The sequence below is a fragment of the Eilatimonas milleporae genome, from assembly GCF_003688555.1.
Classification (GTDB): domain Bacteria; phylum Pseudomonadota; class Alphaproteobacteria; order Sphingomonadales; family Kordiimonadaceae; genus Eilatimonas; species Eilatimonas milleporae.
The window spans coordinates 174868-186344 of the sequence record NZ_REFR01000010.1; the positions used below are offsets into that span (position 1 = coordinate 174868).

The 11477-nt window shown below is 59.6% G+C and carries 10 protein-coding genes; 6 read left to right on the forward strand and 4 right to left on the reverse strand.

Annotation, left to right across the window (positions count from 1 at the left end):
* The first annotated feature begins 9 nt into the window (after nt 1–9).
* Together BXY39_RS05640 and BXY39_RS05645 are read left to right on the forward strand one after the other, a co-directional pair.
* The gene (locus BXY39_RS05640; protein WP_121937881.1) at nt 10–1323 is read left to right on the forward strand and encodes an RsmB/NOP family class I SAM-dependent RNA methyltransferase; all 1314 of its coding nucleotides are present in this window, start codon (nt 10–12) and stop codon (nt 1321–1323) included.
* Between the two features lie 218 nt (nt 1324–1541).
* Nucleotides 1542–2033 carry a tetratricopeptide repeat protein gene (locus BXY39_RS05645; RefSeq protein WP_170163652.1) on the forward strand — a complete coding sequence of 164 codons (492 nt, stop codon included), beginning with the start codon at nt 1542–1544 and terminating at the stop codon, nt 2031–2033.
* Between the two features lie 78 nt (nt 2034–2111).
* Here BXY39_RS05645 and trmFO read toward each other — a convergent pair whose 3' ends face one another.
* Entirely contained in the window at nt 2112–3518 is a 1407-nt protein-coding gene (gene trmFO / locus BXY39_RS05650) for a methylenetetrahydrofolate--tRNA-(uracil(54)-C(5))-methyltransferase (FADH(2)-oxidizing) TrmFO (RefSeq protein ID WP_121937883.1), read from the reverse strand.
* A gap of 102 nt (nt 3519–3620) precedes the next feature.
* Here trmFO and BXY39_RS05655 point away from each other — a divergent pair, with 102 nt between their 5' ends.
* Entirely contained in the window at nt 3621–4166 is a 546-nt protein-coding gene (locus BXY39_RS05655) for a DUF924 family protein (protein WP_121937884.1), read from the forward strand.
* Nucleotides 4167–4170: 4 nt separating this feature from the next.
* Nucleotides 4171–4575 carry an MGMT family protein gene (locus BXY39_RS05660; RefSeq protein ID WP_121937885.1) on the forward strand — a complete coding sequence of 135 codons (405 nt, stop codon included), beginning with the start codon at nt 4171–4173 and terminating at the stop codon, nt 4573–4575.
* Nucleotides 4576–4689: 114 nt separating this feature from the next.
* Here BXY39_RS05660 and BXY39_RS05665 read toward each other — a convergent pair whose 3' ends face one another.
* Together BXY39_RS05665 and uvrA are read right to left on the reverse strand one after the other, a co-directional pair.
* Complete coding sequence (locus BXY39_RS05665; protein WP_170163653.1) at nt 4690–6300, reverse strand: mucoidy inhibitor MuiA family protein; 1611 nt, start codon at nt 6298–6300, stop codon at nt 4690–4692.
* 141 nt (nt 6301–6441) lie between these two features.
* A complete protein-coding gene (uvrA, locus tag BXY39_RS05670) occupies nt 6442–9324 on the reverse strand; it encodes an excinuclease ABC subunit UvrA (RefSeq protein WP_121937887.1) in 2883 nt (960 codons plus the stop codon).
* A 188-nt stretch (nt 9325–9512) separates the two neighbouring features.
* On the opposite strand from uvrA, the gene BXY39_RS05675 reads away from it, so the two are divergent.
* Nucleotides 9513–9917 (forward strand): GFA family protein, encoded by a 405-nt coding sequence (locus BXY39_RS05675; RefSeq protein WP_170163654.1) that lies wholly within the window; start codon nt 9513–9515, stop codon nt 9915–9917.
* Between the two features lie 113 nt (nt 9918–10030).
* On the opposite strand, the gene BXY39_RS05680 is transcribed toward BXY39_RS05675, so the two are convergent.
* On the reverse strand, nt 10031–10642 hold the full coding sequence (locus BXY39_RS05680; RefSeq protein ID WP_121937889.1) for a hypothetical protein: 612 nt from the start codon (nt 10640–10642) through the stop codon (nt 10031–10033).
* 256 nt (nt 10643–10898) lie between these two features.
* Between BXY39_RS05680 and ssb the strand changes: the two genes are divergently transcribed.
* Nucleotides 10899–11450, forward strand: coding sequence for a single-stranded DNA-binding protein (ssb, locus tag BXY39_RS05685; protein WP_121937890.1), 552 nt, complete (start codon nt 10899–10901; stop codon nt 11448–11450).
* The last annotated feature ends 27 nt before the right edge of the window (nt 11451–11477 follow it).

Here is an 11477-nt window from a genome sequence, read left to right on the forward strand (position 1 = left end):
CATGCCTTTATGACCCCGGCGGCAAGAGCTTCGGCAGTCATCACCCTGCTGGACGCTGTTGAAACGGCCCTGGCCGAAGACAGCCTGCCGGCCGACAAGATCGTCAGTAATTTTTTCCGTGAGCGCCGCTATGCCGGTGCCAAGGACCGCCGCGCCGTGGGCGGGGAAGTGTATTCCGTCATTCGCAGCCGTGCCCTGATGTCGTGGGCTCTCGATGAAGTCGGCCTTGAGCGGACGGGCCGGTCGCTTTTTCTGGCGCGTCTGGCTTTCAAGAGCGGTGATATCGACGTTTTCGGCGCGGATCATCCGCACGCCCCCGAAGCCCTAGAAGACGGCGAGGTGGACGCGTTCAAGGCCATGAAAAACCTGGAATGGACGGATGCGCCGCTGGCCGCCCGTCTTGGCATACCCGACTGGGCATCGGAGGGGTTGATACAGCGTTTCGGGTATGACCTCAGCCGTGCGCTGACCGCCCTGAATACGCTGGCCAGTCTCGATATCCGTGTGAACCCCCTGAAACGGCAGGCAACCTATGGGCCCGGTATCCAGGGGTTTCAGGCCGTGCCCATGTCGCCCATCGGGTTCCGGGCGGCTGAGCCCGTCAATATCCGTACCCATGACGCCTATCGCAGCGGCGAGATTGAAATTCAGGACGAGGCGGCGCAGGTCGCCACCTATCTTGTCGATGCGGCGCAGAGCCAGCAGGTGGTGGATTTGTGTGCAGGCGCGGGCGGCAAGGCATTGCTGTTGTCGGCGCTGATGCGCAACCGTGGCCAGATCTATGCCGGCGATGTGTCGGCCATCCGGCTCGACGCTCTGCGCTTGCGCTCCAAACGGGCCGGGTGCCGTAATGTACAGATTATGGAACTGCCTGAAAGCGGCAAGGAACGCGACCGCAAACTGATGGATCTTTACGGCAAATGCGACCGGGTTATTCTGGATGTGCCGTGTTCGGGCAGCGGCACCTGGCGGCGCAATCCCGAACTGCGCTGGCGTTTGAACGACGAACGTTTGCGGAAGATGGTCGAAGGGCAGCGTCGTCTGCTGGCGGAAGGTGCCGGACTGGTCCGGCGCGGGGGCCGTCTGATTTACATGACCTGTTCCGTTATGCCGCAGGAAAACGAGGATGTGGTGGATGCCTTTCTTGCCCTCAACGCAGCAGGGCGCTGGCGCCGCATTGATTTCCGCAATATCTGGACAAAAGCGGGTCTGCGCGGTGCTCCGCCGCCGTCACAGGCGGCCAATAATCTGGATCTGCAACTGATCCCGCATCATCACGGGACGGACGGGTTTTACGTCTGTGTCCTGGAACGGGGGCAGTAAGCCTCGCCGACCAACGTCACGCTGTCCCGAGCGCCTGTCGCTGCCGCTGTCACACACCGACAAGAGCCGCGGCGGAGAACAGAAGGCGTATATTCGGCGCATAAACGCATTTTGAAAACATGTCAGCGAAAAGATACGCGACAGCCATGGCCCGAAGCGCTAGTCTTTTTACCGCTCAGAATTATATCAAAAGACGAATGCTATCAAAGAGGATGAGCATGGGACGGATTGGAATGGCCGTGTCGGCCCTGGGTATTTTCATACTGGCACACGGCACAGGGGCTTTGGCCCATCAGACGGCGTCTAAATTCCAGGCATTGTCCAAGGATCTGACGACGGAAGCGACTTCGGCACTGTCGGCTGCCGATGCCGAACGGGCGCAAGGCCTTTATGAGCGGGCGCTGGTGGCCGACCCGGCCAATGTGCAGGCCCTGATCGGTCTTGGCCGGGCGCATGAAGCACAGGGCCGTGTTGGCCGCAGTCTGAAATATTACCGCCATGCCCTGGAGCTTGAACCCAATGAACTGACGGCTTTGGAGGCGCAGGCCCTTGCGTTTTTGAAGCGCGACCTTGTGGACCGGGCAAAACGCAACCGCGACAAGCTTGCCCGTCTTTGCCTGACCGGTTGTACCGCATTGACCAGCGTTGACGAGGCGCTCAGCCAATATGAGGCAACCGAAACCGCGGAAGCGGAAACCCAGGGCCGATAGTTCCGGGGCCGGCGGTCATTTCCTAGCCTGATTCTGTTATGGGCCTGATTCTGTTATGGAAAAAGGCGTTTCCGGTTCTTATTCCGCCGCATCCCTGACCGCCGCACAGGCGCCCTTTTCCGGCTGGGCTTCAATCCAGCCGGTCATATGTGCAAGGGCCCGCCGGCTCATGGCGGCTTTCCGTTCTTTCTTTTTGACACGGCTCTCCAAAGGCGGAAACAGCCCGAAATTCACATTCATCGGCTGAAAAGTCTTTGCGTCGGCGCCGCCCGTAATATGGGCGATCAGGGCACCGTGGGCGGTCGTGGTCGGCGGCAAAAGGTGCACTGTGTCCGGTTGGGCGGTGTTTGGGGCCGCCCCGTCCGTTTGATTAGCGGTAAGGCGTTCGACGGCGGCCATGCGGCCGGTTATGAGCCCGATGGCGGCGCTTTCCACATAGCCTTCGACCCCGGTGATCTGTCCGGCAAAGCGCAGGCGGGGGGCCGCCCGCATCCGCAACAGATCATCCAGGACAAGGGGACTGTTGATAAAGGTGTTGCGATGCAGGCCGCCCATACGCGCAAAGACCGCTTTTTCCAGCCCCGGAATGGTACGGAAAACACGGTTCTGTTCGCCGTATTTCAGTTTGGTCTGAAAACCGACCATATTATACAGCGTGCCCAATTTGTTATCCTGCCTGAGCTGGACGACCGCATGGGCCTGTTCGCCCGTGTGCGGATTGGTCAGGCCCACGGGTTTCATCGGACCGAAACGCAGGGTCTCTGACCCGCGTTCCGCCATGACCTCGATTGGCATGCAGCCTTCGAAATAGGGGGTGTTCTTTTCCCAGTCCTTGAAGTCGGTCTTTTCGCCGGTCAACAGGTCCTGGATGAAGCGGTCATACTGGTCCCGGTCCATCGGCAGATTGATATAGTCCGCGCCGTCGCCCTTGTCATACCGGCTTTGGAACCATGCGGTGTCGAAGTCGATGCTATCCTTGTGGATGATCGGGGCAATGGCGTCGAAGAAAGCGAGGCTGTCTTCTCCGCACAGCGTGATGATCGCTGCGGAGAGGTCGGGCGCGGTCAACGGACCGGTCGCCACAATGACATTGTCCCAGTCTTCCGGCGGAAGACCGGTGACTTCGCCGCGTTCAATGGTGATCAGAGGGTGTTTTTCCAGGGCCTCCGTCACACCGGCGGAAAAACCGTCTCTGTCCACGGCCAGGGCCGAGCCCGCCGGCACTTTGTGCCTGTCTCCCATCGTCATGATGAGCGAGCCAAGCAGCCGCATTTCGGCATGCAACAGGCCGACAGCATTATTTTCCGCGTCGTCCGAACGGAAGGAGTTGGAACAAACCAGTTCTGCCAGACTGTCCGTCACATGGGCGTCCGTCGGGCGTACGGGGCGCATTTCATGCAGGATGACGGGCACCCCAAGCTCCGCAGCCTGCCACGCCGCTTCCGAGCCGGCCAGTCCGCCACCGATGATATGAATGGGCTGCATGGGCTCAGACCTTTCCTTGTCCAAATCGTCTTTTCTTTTACCGTGCGCCTGTTTACTGAAGGATGCAGGTTTTGAACAGCCTGTTGTCAAGGGAGAGCGGAAATGACAGCCGGTTTTGATGATGTGCTGACCTTCTGGTTCGAGGATGTGGGACAGGACCGCTGGTACAAGAAAGACCCGGCGCTGGATGCCAAGATCCGCGATCGTTTCCTCGTCACGTATCGGGCCGCCGCACAGGGCGAATTGTTTGTCTGGCGTCATAAGGATGAGGGTCGGCTGGCTGAAATCATTGTGCTGGACCAGTTTCCGCGCAATCTTTTCCGCGAAGATGCCGCAGCGTTTGCGACCGACGGCATGGCCTTGATCCTGTCGCAGGAGGCTGTGCGCATGGAAGTCGGCCCGCACTGGGGCGCGGATCGGAAACAGTTCCTGCTGATGCCGCACATGCACAGCGAAAGCCTGTTGATTCAGGAAGAGAGCGTGCGTCTTTTCCGCCAGCCCGGTCTGGAAGAGAATTACGATTTTGCCGTGCGTCACAAGGCGGTGATTGAGCGTTTCGGGCGCTTCCCGCATCGCAACGCGGCGCTGGGCCGCGACAATACGCCTGAAGAGGATACCTATCTGGCGGAACCGGGCAGCGGGTTTTGAGGCCATGACCGGCACCGGCTACAAGGCACCGCCACGTGTGCGGCCTGAAATTCAACAGGCGGTTTTCGCCCTGGTCAAGCAGGTGGGCCGGGGCGAAGTGGCCAGTTACGGCATGATTGCCAGCCTGCTACCGGGGGTGACAGCCCGCATGGTCGGTCATGCCATGCGCCATGCAGGTACTGACGGTACAGTGCCCTGGCACCGCATCATCGGGTCCAGCGGCATGGTCAGCAGCCACGAAGGGGCGTCACGCCAGCAGACCCTGCTGACAGACGAGGGCGTGACTTTCAGCAAATCGGGGCGCGTATTGTGGCGGCTGCATCGCTGGCCCGGTCCCATGCCGGACTGGCTGGCGGAAAGCGATATGGACCCTATCGACGTGTCCGAGATCATGGCCCGCTGGCCCTGACCGGCGATACACCTCTGACAAGGCCCGCTTCGCTTTCATTGGCCGCCCGTCAGGCCTGGTCCATCGTGCAGCGGCGCGAGCAGGGCGGAGGCGATGTCCCGTGGCCGGATGGTTTTACCGCCAACGCCACTCGATCCGTTCATTGTTGGGGTAGCGGATGCCATAAACATGATCGATCGTCCAGGTTTCACCGGGTTGCAGGGTTTTGCGCCATAGAACGAGCCCCGGTTTGTCGCGCCAGTTCCGTTCATCGGGCTGGGTGGCACCGTCATCGAGACTGACGGTAATCGTCTCGTTCTCCGAGACCGGCAGGGTGCCGACGACCTCAAGAGTGACGGGGACCCGGTATCTGTTGGCCAGACGGAATTGCACGGCCACACTGTCGGTCCGTTGGCCTGAAATGAAACGACGACCCGTGTCCCTGCCGCCCATATCGACATATTTGACTTCAATCTGTGGCAGGGAGCCGAACGGCAGACTGACCCGCTCACCCGCCCTGAGGGACGGCCACAGCGTGCGGCCAAGATAGGTGCCGTCGCGCCAGAGCCGAACCGTCGGGGTATCGGCCGCCGCCATGTCGGGCAGCGTGGCATCGATGAACATACCGGCGATCTCGGATCGTTCGGGGGCTGTCCCAACCACAATGGTTCCATCCAGGGCCATGTCCTCAAGCGGAACACGCACGGGCTGTCCGGTCGCGGGAACTGTCTCTGCCAGATCGATGGCGAACTGTGTGTCGAAGTTGTCCTGTTTCATACGCGCGCCAGTGACGGCAACTTCCATATTGGCCATTTCGGCGCGTGCGAGCGAGGCCGGGGCGAGGGGGCGGATCGGCTCCTCCCGTTTCCATGGGCGCGGCATGATGTTGACGAAACGGGTGGGCAGGTCGATATCCGGTCCATCCGCCGCCGCCTGACGGGGCCCCAGGGTCATGACATCCGCCGGCCATGCTTCCCCGCTGGTCTGGGAGACAAGGGCATGGCTTTTGAGGGCGATGCGTCCCGTATCACTGTCGAGGCGGGCTTCGAATTCCCGTCTCCAGAACGCATTTCCGGTATAGGTAACCAGCGTCATTCCGCCGGCCCGTGCAAGCGGCGTGGTCAGGCGGATCTGTATGTCGCTGACGGTGAGCGCATTGTTGCCCATCAGGGCAATCTGTTTTTCGATCCGCGTTTTTTCCGCGACAAGGTCAGCCTGCTTCACCGCGATCTCAGCCTGTTGCATGTGCAATTTTTCAGCCTGGGATTCGATAAAGTTCAGCGCATCGCGCCAGTCGCCTGAATCAGACGACAGGCGCGACAGATAGCCAAGACCCATGTCCACCCGCTGGGCGGCGCGCGTCAATGCCGCCAAATCCGTATCGATGGTTTTGATGCGATCCATCAGCGTTTTGATGTCGGGCCTTGCCGGGTCGGTGACGGCGCGCTTTGTCACCGTGACCGCAAGAATGTCCAGCGTCCGGCCATCGATGCTCAGACTGCGGATGTTGTCTGCTGTCAAAAGGTCCGGAAGACCCCGGAAAAGAAGACGACTGGTGCCTTTGGGGACGGAGCGAGACACCTGCCGGCTGACCGTCGCCCCGCCGCCTTCATGGACGATGACAGCGGAAATATCGCTGTCGAGGGCAAGCGGAGTGTCCGCATATATCTTTTGATCTGAAAGAGATACGGTCGCCAGTAGAACCATTGCAGCAACAGCGGGCAAGGCGGCATTCAGGAATTTCATGAAGTCCTCCAGGGGTGGGAATCGTGCGTGCCCCATTTGGCATACGGGAGCAGTCGCCTACAAAGAACATCCCAAATAAGAGGCAAGAGTATGACGGGTGGTGCGGTCTTGTCTTTCTTTTATCGAAACGTCGATCTCAGATTATTCCGCCGCCTGTCGGGCCAGAATGGGGGCAAGATAGTGGCCCGTATAACTTCGCGGTGTGCCGGTCACGTCTTCGGGCGTACCTTCGGCAATGATTTCGCCGCCGCCGTCGCCGCCTTCCGGCCCCAGATCGATGATCCAGTCTGCGGTTTTGATGACTTCCAGATTATGTTCAATCACCACCACTGTATTGCCCTGGTCCACGAGGGCCTGCAGCACTTCCAGCAGTTTGCGTACATCTTCAAAGTGCAGGCCCGTTGTCGGCTCATCCAGAATGTACAGCGTTTTGCCGGTGGAGCGTTTGGACAGTTCCTTGGCCAACTTCACACGTTGCGCTTCGCCGCCTGACAGCGTGGTTGCCTGCTGACCGATCCGGATATAGCTGAGGCCGACCTTTTCCAGCATTTCCAGCTTTTGCCGGATCGCGGGCACGGCTTTGAAAAATTGCACACCTTCCTCAACCGTCATATCAAGGACATCGGCTATTGATTTGTCTTTAAAGCATATTTCGAGTGTTTCGCGATTATATCGCTGGCCATGGCACTGATCGCATTCCACATAAACGTCAGGCAGGAAATGCATCTCGATCTTGATGACGCCGTCTCCCTGGCAGGCCTCGCAGCGTCCGCCCTTGACGTTGAAGGAAAAGCGCCCCGGCTTGTATCCGCGCGCCTGTGCCTCCGGCAGGCCGGCGAACCAGTCACGGATCGGTGTGAAAGCACCGGTGTAGGTTGCCGGGTTGGATCGCGGGGTGCGTCCGATAGGGCTCTGATCAATATCGACGATTTTGTCCAGATGTTGCAGGCCGGTGATCTGATCGTGTTCGCCGGGGATTGCGCGGGCATTGTTCAGTTTGCGGGCGACGGCCTTGTAAAGTGTTTCGATCGTCAGTGTCGATTTTCCGGACCCCGAAACCCCTGTGATGCATGTCAGCGTGCCAAGGGGGATGCGGGTACTGACATTTTTAAGATTGTTGGTACGCGCCCCTTTGACGGTCAGATACTTGCCGCGCTTGCCTTTCCGCCTTTCCGCCGGCAGGGGAACGGTGCGCACGCCCGACAGATACTGCCCCGTCAGGCTGTCCGGGGTCGTCATGACGGTTTCCGGTTTGCCTTCGGCGACAACGCATCCGCCATGTTCACCGGCGCCGGGGCCCATATCGATGACATGATCGGCAGTGCGAATGGCATCTTCATCATGTTCGACCACCAGAACGGTGTTCCCGATATCCCGAAGGTTTTTCAGGGTCTCCAGCAAACGGTCATTGTCGCGCTGGTGCAACCCGATGGACGGTTCATCCAGAACATACAGCACGCCCGTCAGGCCGGACCCGATTTGACTGGCGAGGCGGATGCGTTGGCTTTCTCCACCAGAAAGTGTTCCAGATGAACGGCTTAGGGTTAGATATTCAAGTCCTACATTATTCAGGAAGCCCAACCGGTCCTGAATTTCCCGCAGGACCTTTTCAGCGATGGCTCGATGTTTGTCGCCCAGTTTTGCCGGCAGGGCACTGAACCAGTCATGCGCGGCCTTGACCGACAGGGCGGTGACTTCACCGATATTCTTGCCGTCGATCTTGACGGCCAGGGCTTCCGGTTTCAGGCGGGCACCATGACAGGCCTCGCATTTGGCGGAAGATTGATATTTGCCCAGTTCATCACGCATCCAGGCGCTGTCCGTTTCACGCCAGCGCCTTTCGATATTGGGGATGACCCCTTCGAAGGGTTTGGTGACTTCAAAGCGCCGTTTTCCATCGGCATAGACGATGGCCACATCTTCGCCATCGGTGCCGAACAAAAGTGCGTTTTGTGCCGTTTTCGGCAACTTTGCCCAAGGGGTGTCCACCGAGACGCCGCAATGCCCGGCGACCGCCGCCAGGGCCTGGGCATAAAAGGGGGAGGGATTGTTCTGTTTGTTGGACCATGGTGCAAGCGCGCCCCCGGCGATGGATTTGGAGGGGTCCGGCACCACCAGGTCAGGGTCGAAATAAAGCTTGCTGCCCAGGCCGTCGCAGGTGGGGCAGGCGCCGAAGGGATTGTTGAAGGAAAACAGCCTTGGTTCGATTTCTTCAATGGTGAAACCGGAAACAGGGCAGGCGAATTTGGCCGACAGCAGCAACCGGCCGTCTTCAGGCACACCGTCGGGGAGCGTTGCCCCCTTGCCGGTAACGATTTCCACCGCCAGCAGACCGTTCGACAGATCCAGCGCGGTTTCCACGCTTTCCGCCAGGCGCTGCGCCAGTCCGTCCTTCAGGACGATGCGGTCCACCACGACGTCGATGTCATGTTTCAGTTTTTTATTCAGCGCCGGGACTTCATCGATCAGGTAAAGCGTGCCGTCCACCTTGACACGTTGAAAGCCGCGCTTCTGCAAATCCTGAAGCTCTTTGCGGTATTCGCCCTTGCGGCCACGCACGAGAGGCACCATGACGTAAAGCCGCGTGCCCTCTCCAAGTGCCAGAATACGGTCCACCATCTGGCTGACGGTCTGACTTTCGATGGGCAGACCGGTGGCTGGAGAGTACGGAATGCCGATACGCGCCCAGAGAAGACGCATGTAATCGTAGATTTCCGTCACCGTGCCAACCGTTGAGCGGGGGTTTTTCGATGTGGTTTTCTGCTCGATCGAAATGGCGGGGGACAGGCCCTCGATGTGGTCGACGTCCGGTTTCTGCATCAGTTCGAGAAACTGGCGGGCATAGGCTGACAGGCTCTCCACGTAGCGGCGCTGGCCTTCGGCATAAATGGTATCGAAGGCCAGAGATGATTTCCCCGAGCCGGACAGCCCCGTAATCACCACGAGACTATCGCGCGGGATGTCCACATCGATGGATTTCAGGTTATGTTCGCGCGCACCGCGCACCGAAATCTGGGTCAGCATAAATGGAAGCTTTCAGCCTTGAGATACAGCCTTTGAACTGGCGTTCACGGGCGGTCGAGTCAAGCGTATCTTCAGTCCACCGTGTTTCTCTGTTGACAGTTTGGCAATTTATAGAACAAAATGTGAACATAATGTCCAGAAAAATTACCTGATCCTAGGAAGATCATCGCTGATCACGGAGAATGGCAATGGCACAAGCAAAGGATATGCGCGAGGGCGGCTGTCTGTGCGGCGCCGTGCGCTACCGTGTCGACATGACCCATGCGATACACAGCACATGCCATTGCCGGCATTGTCAGAAAACACATGGGGCGCCCTTCGGTATGTTTACCAACGTTCCGGTCGCTGCGTTCACCTGGCTGTCCAGGCCGGAGGGGGAAGCGCATGCCAGCCGCCGCGCCGTGCGCCGGTTTTGCAAGGAGTGCGGCACACCGATGACGTGGGAGGCGCCGGAATACCCCGATCAGCAGAGTTTTTCCAGCACCACACTAGACGATCCAGGCGGTTTGACGGTTGCCCATGAACTGTATACCAGCCGCCGGTTACCCTTTATCGCCCCGATTGCCGGGGCCCGGCAATATGAGACCGAATGAGACCGGCTGGCAGGCGTGATGGAGAGGACGCCCAGAGCGCCCAGAGCGCCCAGAGCGCCCAGAGCGCTCCAGGCGCTCCGGGCCATCCGCATGGAGGCCGGCAGCGCCTGGCATCAGCACTGCGCCGCCCCTTCCTGTTCTATGGTGCAGGCGGTGTACAGGCCGTCAAACCATATTTCCCATTCCTGGGTGGTTGGGTTGCGCTGCTCAAAAAGCTGGCGGACACTGCCGTCGGAATTCAGGCTCCATGTGCCGCGGAACGGCAGGCGCGTTCCCGGCGTATAATACCAGATATCGCCGGTCAGCCGTACGCGGCCGGGCTGGGCCGTCCCTTCTATATCAACGGCATAGGCGCCAGACGATACCCAGACCTGCCGCCAGACACCGGTGACGGGATTGAAGTAATTCAGGCTGGTGCCGGTGGAGCCGCTGTTACCGGCCCAGCTTTCGTGCAGCGCGCACCCGTTTTCAATCACCCGGATGGTGTTGCGCCCGGCATGCTGCCCGCTGGTCTGGTCAAGCACATCCCAGGTGCCGGACCAGAAGTCAAAGGCACGGAAACGGGGGTCATCCTTGCAGGACAGTTGCGGTGCCACCTGTGGTGCCTGGGCATTGATGCCGGGCACCGCTGTAAAAGCGGCGAGCGCCAGAATCAGTCCGGAAACACAGGTGACCGTGGAGCGGTGTTTGAATATCCAATTTTCTGTCAACAGCTGTTTCAGCATTACATCCCCCGTTTCAGTCGGCATTTTATGGCAATGGACAGTGCCGTGTCACGCAGGGACAAGTGTAGCAACCGGGCGGGGCTGTCGAAAAGCTCTTTGAAGGCGGGCTGAACTTTGGTCTATGGTCGCGGGCCCCGGCCATGTATATGGACCTGAGTTTGATCCCACGCCCCAACCGGACTGTCGTTGGCGGTACGGTGGTACGGGGCAGGGGCCCCGGGAACAGGCAACTCGATTTCAGTGAAGGGAGCGCGGCATGGCCGGAAGTGTGAACAAAGTGATTTTGGTGGGCAATCTGGGCCGTGACCCTGAGGTCCGCACCATGCAGGACGGCGGCAAGGTGGTCAATCTGTCCGTTGCCACGTCCGAGACATGGCGGGACCGCAATTCCGGCGAGCGGCGTGAACGTACGGAATGGCACCGGGTGGTCATTTTCAATGACAACCTTGCCAAGGTCGCCGAAAGTTATCTGAGAAAAGGCTCAAAAATTTATGTGGAAGGCCAGCTTCAGACCCGCAAATGGACGGATCAGTCCGGCCAGGAGAAATATACGACCGAAGTCGTTCTTCAGCGGTATCGCGGTGAACTGACCATGCTGGACGGTCGCAGCGAAGGCGGCGGCGGCTATCAGGGCGATCAGGGCTATGGGGCTTCGGATTATGCAGGGGGCCCCGGTGGCGGCTCTGTCGGCGGTTCCGGTGGCGGACATGAAGGCGGTCGGGGAAGCGGCCAGGGCGCCGGTATGGGCGGCGGCCGTCAAGGCGGTTTTCAGGACAGCTCCGATCTGGATGACGAAATCCCGTTTTAAGCGTTATTCCCGGCCATGCCGATAGAA

What these genes read in the sequence shown, in the direction of transcription:
- BXY39_RS05640 (WP_121937881.1), top strand. Translation starts at nt 10, where the DNA reads ATGACCCCGGCGGCAAGAGCTTCGGCAGTCATCACCCTGCTGGACGCT.
- BXY39_RS05645 (WP_170163652.1), top strand. Translation starts at nt 1,542, where the DNA reads ATGGGACGGATTGGAATGGCCGTGTCGGCCCTGGGTATTTTCATACTG.
- trmFO (WP_121937883.1), bottom strand. Translation starts at nt 3,518, where the DNA reads ATGCAGCCCATTCATATCATCGGTGGCGGACTGGCCGGCTCGGAAGCG.
- BXY39_RS05655 (WP_121937884.1), top strand. Translation starts at nt 3,621, where the DNA reads ATGACAGCCGGTTTTGATGATGTGCTGACCTTCTGGTTCGAGGATGTG.
- BXY39_RS05660 (WP_121937885.1), top strand. Translation starts at nt 4,171, where the DNA reads ATGACCGGCACCGGCTACAAGGCACCGCCACGTGTGCGGCCTGAAATT.
- BXY39_RS05665 (WP_170163653.1), bottom strand. Translation starts at nt 6,300, where the DNA reads ATGAAATTCCTGAATGCCGCCTTGCCCGCTGTTGCTGCAATGGTTCTA.
- uvrA (WP_121937887.1), bottom strand. Translation starts at nt 9,324, where the DNA reads ATGCTGACCCAGATTTCGGTGCGCGGTGCGCGCGAACATAACCTGAAA.
- BXY39_RS05675 (WP_170163654.1), top strand. Translation starts at nt 9,513, where the DNA reads ATGGCACAAGCAAAGGATATGCGCGAGGGCGGCTGTCTGTGCGGCGCC.
- BXY39_RS05680 (WP_121937889.1), bottom strand. Translation starts at nt 10,642, where the DNA reads ATGCTGAAACAGCTGTTGACAGAAAATTGGATATTCAAACACCGCTCC.
- ssb (WP_121937890.1), top strand. Translation starts at nt 10,899, where the DNA reads ATGGCCGGAAGTGTGAACAAAGTGATTTTGGTGGGCAATCTGGGCCGT.